This window comes from Nonomuraea cypriaca (assembly GCF_015645445.1).
In the GTDB taxonomy this organism is placed as follows: Bacteria; Actinomycetota; Actinomycetes; order Streptosporangiales; family Streptosporangiaceae; genus Nonomuraea; species Nonomuraea cypriaca.
The window spans coordinates 24,759-40,312 of record NZ_JADOGI010000090.1 but is presented as its reverse complement, the minus strand read 5'-3'; the positions used below and the strand labels follow the sequence as shown (position 1 = coordinate 40,312).

Sequence of the window (15,554 nt, the reverse complement as noted above, 5' to 3'; positions counted from 1 at the left end):
CCCTCAGGTGGGCAGCCGTCGTATGGAGGGCCGTCGAGTGGGGAGGTGGGGCCGCCGGCGTATGTGCCGCCGCCGCTCTTTCCCAGGCCCGAGCTGCCTGAGCCGCCGAGGTGGTTGCTGCCGGCGGCGGCCGGGGCCGGGGTGTTCGCGGCCGTGGCGTTGCCCGAGGCGCAGACCGGGCTCGGGATCGTGCTGGTCGCGATGGTGCTGGGGGCGGCGGCGCTGCCGGCGGTGCTGCGGCGGATGACGCCGTGGACGGTCGTGCTCGGGCTGACGGCGTACTGGCTGATCTCCATGGCGGCGGTGCGCGACGCGGACTGGCTCGTCGCGCTCCTGCTCGTGGCGGGGGCCGCGCTGGGCGCGCTGGCGGTCTCCGGAGCCGGCGCGGGCTGGCTCGGCGTGATCAGGGGCGGCGTGTCCGTGCTGCTCGCGCTGGGCCCGGTGCCGTGGTTCCTGGCCAAGCCGATGAAGAAGCTGACAGCCAGGCGGCGGATCATGCCGACGCTGGTCGCGCTGGGCATCACGGCGGTGCTGCTGCTGGTGTTCGGGTTGCTGTTCGCCTCGGCGGACGCGGTGTTCGCCTCCTATCTGGAACGGCTGACCACGGCGCCGGACTGGGCGGAATCCGCGCCGCTGCGGATCTTCCTGTTCGTGGTCGTCGCCGTGCTGCTGGCGGCCGTGGTGCTGGTGGCGCTCAGGCCCGTGAACGACCCGGTGGGACCCGAGACCAAGTTCGCGGTGAGCAGGAGCGTCTGGATCCTGCCGCTCACGGCGGTGAACCTGCTGTTCGCGTCGTTCGTGGCGGTGCAGATCACGGCGCTCTTCGGCGGCGACACGCTGGTGTTGAGGACGGCCGGGCTGACCTACGCCGAGTACGCCAGGCAGGGGTTCTTCCAGCTCGTGGTGGTCAGCGTGTTCGTGCTCGGGATCGTGGCGGTGGCGAGCGCGCTGCTCAGGGTCGAGCGCCGCGAGCGCTGGCTGCTCGCCGCCCTGCTCGGGCTGCTGTGCGGGCTGACCATGGTGGTGCTGGCCTCGGCCCTGCACCGGATGAACCTCTACACCGACGCCTACGGCCTGTCCAGGCTGCGGCTGTCGGTGCAGGCGACGGTCTGGTGGCTGGGCGCGCTGTTCGCGTTGGTGCTGCTCGCCGGCGCGGTGCGTCTCTCCGGCCGCGGCACGGGCTGGCTCCCCCGGACGATCGTGCTGGTCACCGGGCTGGCGCTGGGCACGTTCGCGATGGTCAACCCCGACCTGCAGGTGGCGCAGACGCAGGTCGAGGTGCGCGGCGTCACCAAGATGGACTCCGACTACCTGGGCGACCTCGGCGCGGAGGCCGTACCCGCTCTGGACCGGCTGCCCGAGCCGCAGCGCAGTTGCGTGCTGGCCGACGTGATCAGGGCGAACGGCCTCGATCGCCCCGACTCGTGGAACGGCTGGAACCTGGCCCGCTCCCAGGCGCGCGACCTGCTGGCCGAGCGGCCCGTCGGCACGCCGGCCGAGTGCGCCCCGGCGGACGGGCGTACCTCTGATTGAATCCTGGGGTGGGCTTCGATGTGGTGATCAGCGGCGGGCGGGTGCTCGACGGGACGGGCGCCCCGCCGTACCGGGCGGACGTGGCGATCGGCGGCGACCGGATCGCGGCGGTCGGCAGGCTGGACGGCGCGGGCGCCGCGACGGTGATCGACGCGACGGGACGGTTCGTCGCGCCCGGGTTCGTGGACTGCCACGCGCACGGCGACGCGGCCGTGTTCGACCCGGTGGTGCAGCGGGCGGCGCTGCGGCAGGGGGTGACCACGTTCGTGCTCGGGCAGGACGGCCTGTCCTTCGCGCCAGGTTCCGCCGCCACCGTCGCCTACGCCTCCCGCTACTTCGCGGCTGTCAACGGGGCGCTCCCGGCGCTTTCCGAGGGGCCGCCGGCCGTGCCCGACGCCGGGCCGCTGACCGTTTCCGAAGGGCCGCTGACCGTACGCGAGCTGCTCGACGGCTACGACCGCGCGGTGGCGCTCAACACGACCTACCTGCTGCCGCACGGCACGATCCGCTACGACGTCATGGGCCCCTCGCCCACCGAGCCCTCCCGCGACGAGCTGGCGGCGATGCTGCGGCACGTCGAGCGGGGCTTGTCGGAGGGCGCGGCCGGCCTGTCGAGCGGGCTCGAATACCTGCCGGGCCGCCACGCCTCCGCCGCGGAGCTGGCCGCCCTGTGCGCGCCGCTCGGCGGCCTCCCGTACGTCACCCACATGCGCGCCTACGGCCCGCGGGCCGGCGAGGGCATGGCGGAGGTCATGGACATCGCCGGGCGCTCAGGCGCCGCCGTACACGTCTCCCACCTGCACGGGCCCGCCGACGTGCTGCTGCCGCTGGTCGGGCGCGCGCTCGACGGCGGTGTGGACCTCACCTTCGACACCTACCCCTACCTGCGGGGCAACACGATCCTGGCGATGGTCGTGCTGCCGCCGTCCGTCCCCGGCGCCGAGCCCGGCCGGGCGATCGAGATGCTCGCCTCGGACGAGCTGGACGGCTGGTGGAAGGGGCTGGACGACACCTGGCCGCGGCTGACCGTCTCGCACGCGCCCGGCATGGAGTGGACCGAGGGCCTGACCATGGTCGCGGCGGCCGAGCGGGCGGGCGTGACGCCCGCCGACCTCTGCCGCCGCCTCCTGACGGAGACGCGGCTGGAGGCGGGCGTCGTGTCCGCCCGTCCCGACGAGGGCCCGCAAGGCGACGAGTCCGTACGCCGGATGCTGCGCCACCCCTCCCAGACCGGCGGCTCCGACGGCATCTACGTGGGCGGGCATCCCCATCCGCGCGGATTCGGGGCGTTCGCCAGGTTCCTCGGCCGCCACGTCAGGGAGCTGGGCGACTGGACCTGGGAGCAGGCCGCGGTGCACCTGGCAGGGCACCCGGCCCGGCGCTTCGGACTTGCGGACCGGGGGCTGGTGCGCGGCGGGTTCGCGGCCGACCTGGTGGTGTTCGACCCGGCCACGGTGGGGGACCGGGCGACGTACCCGGATCCGCGCGCGTTCGCGACCGGCGTCGACGACGTGATCGTGTCGGGCGTGCGGGTGCTGGCCGGGGGAGAGCTGACCGGGGCCACTCCCGGACGCGCGCTGCGCCCCTGATCCTCCGGCGGTCTGGGATAGGGTCGGACGCGGATGAAAGGGGTGCTGTGCAGGCGATCCTCGGGCAGTCGATCTTCGCGGGAGGGCTCGGCTTCCCCCTGATGGTGGTGCGTCGGGAGGCGCTGGAGCACAACGTCGCGACGATGGCGGCCTTCGCCCGCGACCACGGGATGGAGCTGGCGCCGCACGCCAAGACGCACATGTCCGCCGAGATCGCCGCCAGGCAGCTCGACGCGGGCGCGTGGGGGCTGACCGTGGCGACGCCGCGGCAGGCCGAGGTGGTCAGGGGGTTCGGGGCGGGCCGGATCATGGTGGCCAACCAGGTCGTCGATCCCGCCGGGCTGGCCTGGGCCGCCGCCGAGCTGGCGCGGGATCCCGCGTTCGAGTTGCTGAGCTTCGCCGACTCCGAGGCCGGGGTGGACATCCTGGCCGGGCACGCCGGGGCCAGGCCGTTCCGGGTGCTGGCCGAGCTGGGGCACGCCGGTGGGCGGGCCGGGTGCCGCACCGTGGACGAGCTGGTCAAGCTGGCCTCCTACGTGCAGGAGTCGCCCGGGGTCGAGCTGGCGGGCGTCGCCGGTTACGAGGGCGGGCTGAAGACCGCCGGCGAGGTCAGGAGCTATCTGGCGCGGCTGCAGGAGGCCGTCGAGCACGTCCGGGTGAGAAGCCCGATCCTGAGTGTGGGCGGCAGTCAGTGGTTCGACGTGATCGGGCGCGAGCTCGTCGCCACCCAGGCCAGGATCCTGCTGCGCAGCGGCGCGTACGTCACCCACGACGACGGCTACTACCGGGAGCGCACGCCGTTCAACCGGATCGAGGGGGAGCTGCGTCCGGCGCTGGAGGTGTGGGCGCACGTGCTGTCCACGCCTGAGCCCGGGCTGGCGATCGTGGGCATGGGCAAGCGCGACGCCCCCTACGACGAGGGGCTGCCGATCCCGCGGCGCGACGGGGTCACGATCGTGAAGATGCAGGACCAGCACACCGTGGTGCGCGCCGACGGGCTGCGGCCGGGCGATCTGCTGGCCTTCGGGATCTCCCACCCGTGTACGGCGTTCGACAAGTGGCGCGTGCTGCCCCTGGTGGATGGGGATTACCGTGTCGTTGGCACGATCAATACCAACTTCTAGGGAGATTCCGTGAAGAAGGAGCTGAAGACCAGCGAGGGCGCCGCCCCGGTCGGCGCGTACTCACAGGGTCTGGTGGTGGGCGACTTCGTCTACACCTCCGGCATGGGGCCGCTCGACCCGCACACCGGCGAGGTCGTCGGCACCGACGTCGCCGCGCAGACGCACCAGGTCATGCGCAACCTCGGCGCCATTCTCGCCGCGCACGGGCTCGGTTTCGACGACGTGGTCAAGTCCACGGTCCACCTGCAGCACCTCAAGCGGGACTTCGCGGCGTACAACGAGGTTTACAAGTCGTACTTCAGCCAGCCCTTCCCCGTACGCACCACTGTGGGGTCCGAGCTGATGGACATCCTCGTGGAGATCGACTTCGTCGCGCACAAGAGCGCATAAGGTCGGCTTTGTGGACAGTTCGGTGTACGTCTTCGTCGAGGACCTGCGCGGCGAAGGCGTCGAGCGGGTGCTCGACAGGATCAGCGGCTACGGCGTCACCGGCATCACCGTCGGCGCCGTGCACCACGCCTCCCGCGACGTCACCCCGCACGGGCTGTCCAGGCTGACCATCCGCCACGACGGGGCGCACTTCACGCCGCCGGCCGATCTGTTCGCCGGGCTCCGGCTGGCTCCCGTCCCCGGCTATTCCGGGGCTCTCGACGGGCTTCGCGAGGCGTGTGCGAAGCGGTCCATGAAACTGCACGGATGGACCGTGTTCCTGCGCAACGCCACGCTCGGCACGAAGCATCCCGACGTGACCGTACGCGACTGCTTCGGCGACCGCGGCTCACTCACCGACCTGTGCCCCGCCCACCCCGACGTGCGCGAATACGCCGTCGCGCTGGCCAGGGCGGTGGCCAGGCTCGGGGTCGACAGCGTGGTCGCCGAGTCGCTGCACTTCAGGCCGCTCAGGCCGGAGCGCTCGTTCGTGCCGCTCGGGCCGATGGACGCGTACCTGTTCGGGCTCTGCTTCTGCGACTACTGCCTGCGCCGGGCCACGGACCTGGGGGTGAACGCCGAGGTGGCGCGCGAGGAGTGCGCCAGGATCGTCGGGAGCGTGCTCGACGGCGATCCGCCCGCCCAGGGCGAGGTGACCCGCGCGGCCCTGACCGCCTACGCCGGTCCCGACGTGGTCGCCTACGCGCGGGCGCGGTCGGAGACCGTCACGACCCTGGTGTCCGAGGTGGCGTCCGCGGTGGCCGAGGAGGGCTCCAAGCTGGTCTTCATCGACTCGACCGGAGCCGTCAAGGGGTACGCCGACGGCCTGCCCACGCCCGGCCTGGCCGCGCACGACGCGTGGCAACTCGGCGTGGACCTGGTGGCGCTGGGAGATCTCGTGCCCGCCTTCGGGGTGCTGGCCTACGCGCGTGACGCGGCCCGGGTGGCCGACGACGTGGGGGCCTACCTGCGGTCCGTGGGAAAGGACCGGGAGGTGCGCGCGGTGCTGCGGCCCGGCCATCCCGACAGCGACTCCGCCGACCGGCTGGTGGCCAAGGCGCGCGGGGCGAAGGCGGCGGGGGCGCTCGCGGTGGACTTCTACGCGTACGGCCTGGCGCCCCACCCGGTGCTCGACCGCATCCCGGCCGCTCTGTCGGAGGCCGTCTGACGGTGCTCGACCGCGTCCCAGCCGCCCTCTTGGAGGCCATTCCGGTCGCCCTGTCGGAGGCCGTCTGACCTCGTGTGGTGCTCAGATGCCGTCGAGGAGGGCCGAGACCGCTTCGGCGGGGAAGTCGTCCGGCACGGGCAGGCCGCGGAAGACCGCCCGCATCCACACCGCCCCGGCCAGCAGGTCGAGGACGAGCATGGGATCGACGGACTCCTTCAGCTCGCCCCGGCGCACCGCGCGGTCGAAGATCTCCCGTTCGCGGGCGAAACGGTCGGCGAAGAAGGGACGGACGTCCAGTTCGGGGTGGCGTACGGCGGCGCCGAGCGCGGCGACCGCGACAGAGGCGCTCGGCGGCTCCGTGAGCAGCCGTCTGACGCCCGCTACCAGCGCCACCAGGTCACCGCGCAGGCTCCCCGTGTCAGGGGCCTCGAACCCGAGCACGTCGGCCTCCACCAGCGCGGCCCCGAGCAGGGCCGCCTTCGACGGCCACCACCGGTAGATCGTCGTCTTGTTGACGCCCGAGCGCTCGGCCACCCCTTCGACGGTCAGCCCGTCGTAGCCCTTCTCCGCGACCAGCCGCAACGTCGCATCGAAGATCTCCTGCTGCTTCCTCGGCGCCATACGGGTCATTTTCTCCCGGCGAAGGCGGTGGCGACTCCCATGCCCAGGTAGACGACGCCGCTGAGGTGGCGCAGGGTCCTGGCGTGCCGGCGGAGTCGGGTGCCGAGGGCGCCGGCCGCGAGGGCGTACACGATGTCCGAGATCAGGCCCAGGAGGAGCAGGGTCAGGCCGAACAGGACGATCTGGAGGGCGGGCGAGCCGGCGTCCGGGTCCACGAACTGCGGGAGGAACGCCAGGAAGAACAGCGCCACCTTGGGGTTCAGCACGTTGACCACGACGCCCTCCATGAACACCTTGCGCAGCGGCTGCGGGGGCGGCGTCCCGCCCGCTTCCTCCCCGCCGGTGAACGCGCGGACGCCCAGGTAGAACAGGTACGCGACGCCGGCCCACTTGACGACGGCGAACAGCGTGGCGGACTGCGAGATCACGTACGACAGTCCGGCCGCTGCGGCGGCGATGTGCACCAGCGTGCCGATCTCCACGCCCATCGCGCTCGCCAGTCCTGCCGACGGGCCCTGGGCGATCCCTCTCGTGGCGATGTAGAGGTGGTTCGGGCCCGGGATGAGCACCAGGGCCATCGAGGCGCCGACGAACACCAGGTAAGTCGTTGATGAGATCACGAAATAGCAGCGTAAAATGCTTTTGGTATCTCGATGAGGGCCAATCTCGGGCCGGTTTTGTGGGCCAATGAACTGTCGGAAGGGCGTGGCATAGTTTCGGGGGTGAAGGGTCTCCTCGTCGGGCGCTCTGGTGAGCTTGCCAGGCTGACGCGTGTGCTCGAGTCGGCCGCTGCGGGCATGGCCGGGGTGGCCCTCGTCGGCGGTGATGCCGGGATCGGCAAGACCCGGCTGGTCGCCGAGCTGGTCGGAGAGGCCCGAGAACGCGGCTTCCACGTGCTGGCCGGGCAGTGTGCCGAGCTCGGCGACGCGTTGCCGTACCTTCCGCTGGCCGACGCGCTGCGCGGGGCGGAGCCGGTCGTGCGCGAGGCCGCGGCGGCCCATCCCATGCTGGGGCAGCTGCTGCCGGGCACGGAGAGCGCGCCGTCGAGCGGGCTCACCCAGCAGCGGGTGTTCGGATCCCTGCTGGGGCTGCTCGCCGACGTGCAGCCGGTGCTGTTCGTGATGGAGGATCTGCACTGGGCCGATCGCTCCACCCGTGACCTGCTGGTCTTCCTCAGCCGCATGGTGCAGACCGAGCGGGTCTGCGTCGTCGGCACCTACCGCACCGACGATCTCCACCGCCGCCATCCGCTGCGGTCGGTGCTGGCCGAGCTGAAGCGGCTGCCGACCGTGGTGAGCGTCGAGCTGGGGCCGCTGGGGTCCGGGGAGATGTCGGATTATGTGGCCACGTTGGGGGAGATCGGGGCTCAGGAGCTCGGTCTGATCGTCTCCCGGGCCGACGGCAATCCGTTCTACGCGGAGGAGCTGTTCGCGGCCGTGGCGGAGGGCGACAGCCTGCCCGACGGGCTGGCCAGCCTGCTGATGTCCAGGGTCGAGGTGCTCTCCGAGCCAGGCCAGCTCGTGCTGCGGGCCGCCGCCGTGGCCGGCCGGCGGGTGGAGGACGAGCTGCTGCGGGAGGTCTCCGGGCTGCCCATGGCCGAGTTCGAGGACGCGGTCAGGGAGATCGTCTCGCGCGGGCTGCTCAGGGTCGACGGCTACGGCTACGCCTTCCGCCACGCGCTCCTGCAGGAGGCGGTCTACACCGATCTGCTGCCCGGCGAGCGCACCCGGCTCCACATGGCCTTCGCACGCCTGCTCACCTCCCCCGCCGAGCTGGCGCACCACTACCTCGCCGGCCACGACCTGGCGGGCGCGCTGGCCGCCTCGGCGCAGGCCGGCCGGCTGGCCGAGCGGCTCGGCGCCCCCGCCGAGGCGCACCGTCACTACGACCAGGCGCTCGGCCTCTGGGACCGGGTGGAAGGCGCGGCCGAGCTGGCCGGGGAGAGCCGCGCCGAGCTGGCGTTCCGCAGCGCGGTCATGGCGGCAGACAGCGGTGACAACCACCGCGCGATCGTCCAGCTCCGGGCGCTGCCACAGACGTCCGAGGTCAGCGAACGGCTCGCCTACTACCGCTACGAGGCCGACGACCAGCCCGGGGCCATCGCGGCGGCGGAGGAGGCCGTCGAGAGCGCGGCGGACCCGGCCGCGCTGGCCCGTGCGCTGGCCACGTATGCCCGGACGCTGCTCTGGAGCGCCAGGCACCGTGAGGTGGAGGCGCTCACCACCCGGGCGCTGGAGACCGCCCGCGCGGCCGGGGCCAGGGACGCCGAGGTCGGCGCGCTGCTCACGCTTGCCACCTATCTCGAGCACCGCGGCGACCTGGACCGGGCGCACGAGCTGGTCGAGACGGCGTCCACCGGGCGCACCGGCGACCTGGCCATGGACCTGCGCGCCCGCTTCCACCACGCCCGCATCCACTACGAGCAGGGCGTGCTCGGCCACGCGGCCGAGATGGCCGACGACGGCATCCAGATGGCGTCCGAGACCGGGCTCAGATGGAGCACCTACGGCACCGACCTGCGGTTCCTGCGCTTCCTCATCCACTACGTGGCGGGCGAGTGGGATCAGGCGGAGGCGGTGGCCGCGGGGTTCGGCGCGCGGGTGGGCAGGCTGCCCGAGGCGATCCTGTCGTCGTTCGCGCTGTTCATCGAGGTGGCCAGGGGGTTGCCTGCCGTCGACGACCGGCTCGGCTGGCTGCGGCCGTTCTGGTCCGACGAGCTGGCCGCGTACATGTCCAGGGGTCTGGCCGCCGAGCACGCGCTCTGGCGCGGCGACCCGGCGACGGCGCTGGAGCACGTTCGCGCGGTGATGGCGCCGATGGTGCCTGGCGACCCGGGCGTCCTGCGGCTGGCCGCCGTCGGCCTGTGGGCGCTGGCCGATCTCGGCACCACGGAGGGCGCCGACGACCTGCTGGCCCGCGCGCGCTTCGCCGTCGAATCCGGCCCGACCGGGGAGCGCGGCCATCTCGGGCCCGAGGGGCTGGCCTGGGCGGCGCGGGTGGAGGCCGAGTGGCATCGCGTCCACGGGCGGCTCGACGTGGAGCTGTGGCGAAAGGTGGTGGCCGCGTTCGACTTCGGGTTCGTCTACGAGACGGCGCGGGCCCGGTGGCGGCTGGCCGAGACCCTGCTCGCGGCCGGTGACCGGGAGGCGGCGTTGGCGGAGTGGGACCTGGCCAGGCAGGCGGCGGGCAAGCTGCGGGCGGTGCCGCTGGAGAACGCGTTGCTGGAGTTCGGGCGGCGGGCCAGGTTCGGCGGCGGCGGGTCGGGCGACGGGGGGTTGACGGCCCGGGAGGTCGAGGTGCTGCGGCTGGTCGCCGAGGGGCTGACCAACCGGGAGATCGCGGAGCGGCTGTTCATCGCGCAGAAGACGGTGAGCGTCCACGTGTCCAACATCCTGGCCAAGCTGGAGGTCTCCACCCGCACCCAGGCTGCTGCGGCGGGGCGCCGGAGCGGCCTGCTGGCCTGACCGTCACGGGCCTTCGTCGCCACGGGCCTTCGTTCCCGGACTTGAGCCGGCCGTTCGTCCGGGGCGGCGGGCCGTCGTTACCGCTGTCCGGAACGTTGGCCGTTCCGGACAGCGGGTCCTTGTTCCGGCTTTCCTGACCGAAGGCCCGCTGTGGGTTATGGCATTTCCAGGCCGGTCTGTTCGTACGCCGCCCTGGCGGTGTCGCTCGTCAGGAAGTCCACGAACGCCTTCGCCTCGTCCGTGGACCCCACTCCCAGCGCGGCCGAGAACTCCGTGTAGTGCTGCACGTCGTCGGGGAACGGGCCGGCGATCCGGGCCTCGGGGACGAAGCGCAGCTCGCTCAGCTGCTGGATCGCGATGTCGGCTCGGCCGTCCACCACGGCGAGCGCGATGAAGCCCTTGTCGATCACGGTGGCCCGCGCGTTGATCTCGTCGGCGATACCGAGGTCCTGGATGAGCCGCGCGAAGTAGATCCCGCTCGCGCCGGTACGGGAGTAGGCCACGGAACGGGCGTCCAGCAGCGTCTTCTTGAACGCCTCGAACGTCGAAACATCGGGGAGGTCGGTATCGGGTGGCACGGCCAGTCCAACCCCGGTCCTCGCCACCGGCACCCGCGTACCGACGTCCACGACCCCCGACCCCCGCAACTCCTCGAACGACGACGTCACGGCGATCATCACGTCGGGCCGCTCCCCGTTCTCGATGCGGAGCAGGAGCTGCGTCGTCGGGTCGTACACCCCGTCGATCTCGATCCCGGTCTCCCGCTCGAACGCCTCGAGAAGCACGTCGTCGAGCGCCTTCTTCACCGCGAGGGTGCTGAACAGCCTTACTGCCATGGTTTCTCCAGCCTGGTTACTGCGCCTGGTTACTGGGGCCTGGTTACTGGACCGGTTACTGGGCCTGGTTACTGGGCCTGGTTACTTGGTTCGAGTGCCCGGCGCTGCTCCTGGCTGAGCGGGCGCGTAGGCAGGTCCCGCAGGAGGAGGAACAGCTTGGCCGTCTCCTCCAGTTCCTCGATGGCGTCCAGCGCGGCGCCGAGGCTCGCTCCCGCCACGATGGGGCCGTGGTTGCTCAGCAGCAGCGCCGAGTGCGTACGCGCGGCCTCCTCCGCCGCCGGCCCCAACCCCTGGTCGCCGGGCGCGAAGTACGGCAGCAGCGGCAGCCGTCCCACCCGCATGGCGAAGTACGCGGTCAGCGGCGGCAACGCGTCCGCCGGGTCGAGCCCGTCCATGCACGACACGGCGGCGGCGTGGGTGGAGTGCGTGTGCACGACGGCGTTCGCGCGCGGCCTCGCCCGCAGCAGCGCGGCGTGCAGGAACGCCTCCTTGGACGGCTTGGGCCCGGCCACGTGGGCGCCGCTCAGGTCGATCAGCGACAGCTCGGCGGCCTCGACGGTGCCGAGGCTGGAACCCGTGGGGGTCACAAGGACGCGGTCGCCGACGCGTACGGACAGGTTGCCGGTGCTGCCGTGGGTGAGCCCACGCTGGAACAGCGACCGGGCCGCCGAGATGATCTGTTCGCGCTCGGTGTTCAACGGGACGCCTCCAGCAGCAGGCCGGGCTCGCCGAAGTTGCCGGACTTCAGCAAGAGGCTCAGCCCGGAGGTGGTGAGAATCCACGGGACTCCGCGCGCCGCCTCGGGCCCGATCATGCCGCCGGGGACGCCGAGCGCGCTCACCACGGCGCCGGAGGTCTCACCGCCGGCCGAGATCACGCGCGTGACGCCGCGCTCCACCAGCCCCTGGGCGACGCGGCCGAGCGCCGACTCCAGGATCGCCGCCGACCGCTCACTTCCCAGGGCCTCCTGTACGCGGCGCAGCGACACGGGCTCGGCCGACGAATAGACAAGGGGTGCGCCGGAGTCGTCCGGCAGGGCGTCGTACCAGGCCAGCGCCGACCGGGCGAGTGAGCCGGGATCCGGGTCGGCGAGCGCGTCCAGCCGGTACGCCGGCCGCCCCGCCGCGATCATGGCGGCGACCTGCTCCAGCGTACGAGCCGAGCAGCTCCCGGCCAGCACCGCCGCAGGCCCGGCCGGCGCGCATCCCCCGACGCCGTCCTGACCGGCCCCCGGCTGGGCCGCAGCCGACCCACCGGCGAGCCCGTCTGCGGCCTGCGGGTGGGTTGCGGTCGGCCCGCTAGCGGGCCCGGCTGGGTCCTGTGGGTGGGTTGCGGCAAGGCCGCCGGCGAGGCCGGCTGCGCCCGCGACCAGGGGCGCGGTGGCCAGCGCCCGGCCGGCTGTCAGTAGGTCGGCGTCGTCGATGGCGTCCACGAGCGCGTACCTGATGCCCTGCGACGCCAGTTCGGCCAGCCGTCGCTCGATCGCCCCCTCCCGCACCAGGGGCAGCGTCACCACCCCCGCGCGGTACGCGCTCTGCCCGTCCAGGACGCGCGGCAGGAACGAGTCGGTCATCGGGGTCAGCGGGTGGTGGCGCATGTGCGACTCACTGAGCAGTACCTCGCCTACGAACAGATAGCCGTTGTACTGCGTACGCCCGTGCTCCGGCGAACTCGGCGTCATGGCGACCACGGGCACGTCCATGGCATCGGCCAGCGCGTCGAGTACCGGGCCGATGTTGCCCTCCGCCGTGGAGTCGAACGTGGAGCAGTACTTGAAGTAGACCTGCCGGGCGCCGTGGGTGCGCAGCCAGGCCAGCGCGGCGAGGGACTGGGCGACCGCGTCGGCTTTGGGTATCGTGCGGGTCTTCAGGGCGATCACGATGGCGTCGTGCTCGGGCGGCTCGGTGCCTTCCGGCGGCGTGCCGAAGAACAACACCGTACGAATGCCGCGTCGGCGCAGCGCCACCGCGACATCAGTGGCTCCGGTGACGTCATCCGCGATCGCGCCGATCATGCCGCCCCCTCGATCGCGACCTTTACCAGGGCTGCCGCGATCGGGGTCCCCTCGGTCGCGCGGTTTACCGGGGTTTCCGTGATCGCGGTGGCTCGGTCGGTTGCGGCCTTGAACTGGGCGAGCACGATCATGCCGCCCCCTCGAGAGCGGCTTTCAGTTGGGTCGCTGCGGCTTGTGGGCCTGAGATGACCGGTTTGCCGAGCGCCCGTGACAGCTCTTCGGCGACGGGAGCGAGCGAGTACTGGGCCAGGAACACGGCGTCCGTCTCGTAGGGCGCGCATGCCTCATGAAGCGCGCGCAGGAGAGCCTGATGGTCACCGACCCGCGTCGCCTCGAACGCCTCCCGTGACACGACCCCGGCGACCTCCACATCCCCGGTCTTTGCGTCCCCGGCTCCGGGCCCGTCGATCCCCGCGTTGCCGGCCCTGGGGGTGCTGGTCTCCGGGGTGCCGGTCCCAAGGGCGCCGATCCCGGGATTGCCGGTCCCGAGGGTCTCCGGGGTGCCGGTCCTGGGGGTGCCGGTCCCCGAGGTGCCGGGTGCCGGGGTTGCTGGATCTGCGGCGTCGGTGGCCGGGGCGTCTGTGGTGGTGAGGGCGGCGCGGAGGCGGGTCATCGAGTCGGTGCGGGCGGAGTCGAGGCTGGCGACGACGAGGACGCTTCGGTAGCCGCCCGCCGCGACCTCGGCGAACGCGGCCTCGTCGGCCGCCAGCACCGGGACCGCGCCGTCGAAGTCACGAGTGACGGGACCGTACATGGAGCATGTGAGCAGCACCCCGGAGGCGCCCTCGGCGAGGGCGTGCCGGATGAGGCGGCGCATCCGCTCCCGCAGCCGTTCGGTCAGCCCGTCCGGTCCGGTGGCGTCGGCGAGGAGTTTGTCGTCGAGCAGGTTCCAGGTGTCAGCGGTGGGGAACACCGCGTTCATCCCGGCCACGGCGGGGCCGATCGCCGCCGGCGTGGCGCTGATCAGCGCGATCCGCGGCGCGCTCATCGGGTCAGCTCCTCGATCCAGCCCAGCCCGTCCGTGGTGGCGCCGGCCGGGCGGTATTCGCAGCCGATCCAGCCGGTGTAGCCGGTGTCCCCGATGGCGCGGAACACGGCGGGCCAGCCGATCTCACCGGTGCCGGGTTCGTGCCGTGAGGGCGGATCCGCCACCTGGTAGTGCCACGTGTACGGCGCCAGCTCCGCGATCTTGGTCACGAGATCGCCCTCGTCGATCTGGGCGTGGTAGGCGTCGAACATGATGCCGACGTTGTCGGCGTCCACCGCGTCAACCACGGCCGCCGCCTGCGCCTGCGTGTCCAGGATGAAGCCGGGCGCGTCCCGGTTGTTCTGCGCCTCCAGCAGCAGCCGCACCCCGGTCCCGCGCGCCTGCTCGGCGGCCCAGGCGATGTTGGTGACGAAACGGGCGAACGCGCGATCCCTGCTCACCCCGGCCGGGCGCAGCCCGCCCATGACGTGGACGAAGTCGCTGCCGAGCGCGACCGCGTACTCCAGCGCCCGGCTGACCCCGTCGCGGAACTCCGCCACCTGGCCGGGGATGCACGCGTAACCGGATCGCCCGGGGGTGCCGGGAGCGCCGGCGGGCGTGTTGATGAGGATCTGCTCCAGGCCGGCGTCCTTGAGTCGCCGGTTGAGGGCCGCGGGATCGTGTTCGTACGGTGAGGCGTACTCGACCGCCAGGAAGCCGGCCGCGGCGGCGGCGTCGAATCGCCGCTCGAACGGCAGCTCGGTGAACAGCCATTTCAGGTTCGCGTCGAAGCGCAGTTCGCTGGGCATGGGGCCTCACTTCGTCGGGGTGAGGGTGGCGTATTCGGGGTTGACGACGTACTCGGGGGGCCGGCCGTTGAGCACGTCGATGACGGCCCGCGCGGCCATCGCGCCCGACCTGGCGCGTGACTCGGTGGTGGCGGCGCCGATGTGGGCGGTGACGATGACGTTGCCGAACTCCCGCAGCCTGCTGCCGGCCGGCAGCGGCTCGACCTCGGTCACGTCCAGCGCCGCGCCCGCGATCGCGCCGCGCTCGATCGCGTCGGCCAGCGCCTCCTCGTCCACCACGCCGCCGCGGGCGGTGTTGATCAGGTACGCGGACGGCTTCATCAGGGCGAGCGCCCGATCGTCGATCAGGTGGTACGTCGAGCCGTCGAGGAACAGGTGCAGACTGACGAAGTCCGACTCCCTGAGCAGGTCGTCCAGCGTGACCTCGCGGATGCCGTGCTCCCGCGCGAACTCCCCGTCGAGGCGCGCGTCGAAGGCGAGCACCTCCATGCCGAGGGCGATCGCCAGCCGCGCCACGAGCTTGCCGATGGAGCCGAGGCCGACGATGCCCAGCTTCGCCCCGGCCAGCTCGCGACCGCTGACCTGGTCCCATCCGCCGGCCCTGACGGACCGGACGTTCTGGGGGATCAGCCGGGCGCAGTTGAGCATGAGGGCCAGCACGTGCTCGGCGACCGAGCGGCGGTTGACGGCCGGGGTGAAGCACACCGCGACGTCGTGCTCGGTGGCCGCGGCCACGTCGATGTTGTCGTAACCGACGCCCGTACGGCCCAGCACCCGCAGCTCCCGCGCCGCCGCGATCACCTCGGGGGTGAACGCGTCCGTGCCCGCGACGATGCCGTGGAAGCCCCGCACGACGTCGATGAGCGGCTCGCCGGTCGGCTCACGGTCCTTGAAGGAGGAGTGCACGACCTCGAAACCGGCCTCTCTGAGCATCTGGTCAACGTGATCACCAGGTCTCAGCCACGCGGTGGTGACGAGCACGCGGTGGGTGGTCATGTGT

Annotated in this window: 15 protein-coding genes; 6 read left to right on the top strand and 9 right to left on the bottom strand. The window is 72.4% G+C overall.

Features of this window, described 5'->3' with window-relative positions; all coding sequences use genetic code 11:
- From ITP53_RS27480 to ITP53_RS27460, 5 genes are all read left to right on the top strand, one after another.
- Window positions 1-1,533, top strand: a 1,533-nt coding sequence (locus tag ITP53_RS27480; protein ID WP_195898342.1) for a DUF4153 domain-containing protein, incomplete at its 5' end; no start/stop codon positions are given.
- Window positions 1,534-1,541: 8 nt separating this feature from the next.
- Window positions 1,542-3,122, top strand: a complete 1,581-nt coding sequence (locus ITP53_RS27475) for an N-acyl-D-amino-acid deacylase family protein (protein ID WP_195898341.1) — start codon at window positions 1,542-1,544, stop codon at window positions 3,120-3,122.
- Between the two features lie 47 nt (window positions 3,123-3,169).
- A complete protein-coding gene (locus ITP53_RS27470) occupies window positions 3,170-4,246 on the top strand; it encodes an alanine racemase (protein WP_328815925.1) in 1,077 nt (358 codons plus the stop codon).
- A 9-nt stretch (window positions 4,247-4,255) separates the two neighbouring features.
- The gene (locus ITP53_RS27465; RefSeq protein WP_195898340.1) at window positions 4,256-4,636 is read left to right on the top strand and encodes a RidA family protein; all 381 of its coding nucleotides are present in this window, start codon (window positions 4,256-4,258) and stop codon (window positions 4,634-4,636) included.
- Between the two features lie 10 nt (window positions 4,637-4,646).
- Entirely contained in the window at window positions 4,647-5,843 is a 1,197-nt protein-coding gene (locus tag ITP53_RS27460) for a hypothetical protein (RefSeq protein ID WP_195898339.1), read from the top strand.
- Between the two features lie 81 nt (window positions 5,844-5,924).
- Here ITP53_RS27460 and ITP53_RS27455 read toward each other — a convergent pair whose 3' ends face one another.
- Entirely contained in the window at window positions 5,925-6,464 is a 540-nt protein-coding gene (locus ITP53_RS27455; protein ID WP_195898338.1) for a TetR/AcrR family transcriptional regulator, read from the bottom strand.
- A 5-nt stretch (window positions 6,465-6,469) separates the two neighbouring features.
- Entirely contained in the window at window positions 6,470-7,084 is a 615-nt protein-coding gene (locus tag ITP53_RS27450; protein ID WP_195898337.1) for a LysE family translocator, read from the bottom strand.
- 102 nt (window positions 7,085-7,186) lie between these two features.
- Between ITP53_RS27450 and ITP53_RS60445 the strand changes: the two genes are divergently transcribed.
- Complete coding sequence (locus ITP53_RS60445) at window positions 7,187-9,928, top strand: ATP-binding protein (protein WP_328815921.1); 2,742 nt, start codon at window positions 7,187-7,189, stop codon at window positions 9,926-9,928.
- 155 nt (window positions 9,929-10,083) lie between these two features.
- Here ITP53_RS60445 and ITP53_RS27440 read toward each other — a convergent pair whose 3' ends face one another.
- The 7 genes from ITP53_RS27440 to ITP53_RS27415 all read right to left on the bottom strand — a co-directional run bounded on the left by ITP53_RS27440 (window position 10,084) and on the right by ITP53_RS27415 (window position 15,550).
- Window positions 10,084-10,764: a molybdate ABC transporter substrate-binding protein gene (locus ITP53_RS27440; RefSeq protein ID WP_195898335.1), complete on the bottom strand. Its 681-nt coding sequence runs from the start codon at window positions 10,762-10,764 to the stop codon at window positions 10,084-10,086.
- Window positions 10,765-10,832: 68 nt separating this feature from the next.
- Window positions 10,833-11,462, bottom strand: coding sequence for a 3-oxo-tetronate 4-phosphate decarboxylase (otnC, locus tag ITP53_RS27435; RefSeq protein WP_195898334.1), 630 nt, complete (start codon window positions 11,460-11,462; stop codon window positions 10,833-10,835).
- A complete protein-coding gene (locus ITP53_RS27430; protein WP_195898333.1) occupies window positions 11,459-12,778 on the bottom strand; it encodes a four-carbon acid sugar kinase family protein in 1,320 nt (439 codons plus the stop codon). Before ITP53_RS27430 ends, otnC begins: the two co-directional genes overlap by 4 nt.
- Window positions 12,775-12,909 (bottom strand): hypothetical protein, encoded by a 135-nt coding sequence (locus ITP53_RS59435; RefSeq protein WP_268961153.1) that lies wholly within the window; start codon window positions 12,907-12,909, stop codon window positions 12,775-12,777. Before ITP53_RS59435 ends, ITP53_RS27430 begins: the two co-directional genes overlap by 4 nt.
- Window positions 12,906-13,766 (bottom strand): hypothetical protein, encoded by an 861-nt coding sequence (locus ITP53_RS27425; RefSeq protein WP_195898332.1) that lies wholly within the window; start codon window positions 13,764-13,766, stop codon window positions 12,906-12,908. Before ITP53_RS27425 ends, ITP53_RS59435 begins: the two co-directional genes overlap by 4 nt.
- Complete coding sequence (locus ITP53_RS27420; RefSeq protein ID WP_195898331.1) at window positions 13,763-14,554, bottom strand: hydroxypyruvate isomerase family protein; 792 nt, start codon at window positions 14,552-14,554, stop codon at window positions 13,763-13,765. Before ITP53_RS27420 ends, ITP53_RS27425 begins: the two co-directional genes overlap by 4 nt.
- A 6-nt stretch (window positions 14,555-14,560) precedes the next feature.
- The gene (locus ITP53_RS27415; RefSeq protein WP_195898330.1) at window positions 14,561-15,550 is read right to left on the bottom strand and encodes a phosphoglycerate dehydrogenase; all 990 of its coding nucleotides are present in this window, start codon (window positions 15,548-15,550) and stop codon (window positions 14,561-14,563) included.
- Window positions 15,551-15,554 lie beyond the last annotated feature (4 nt).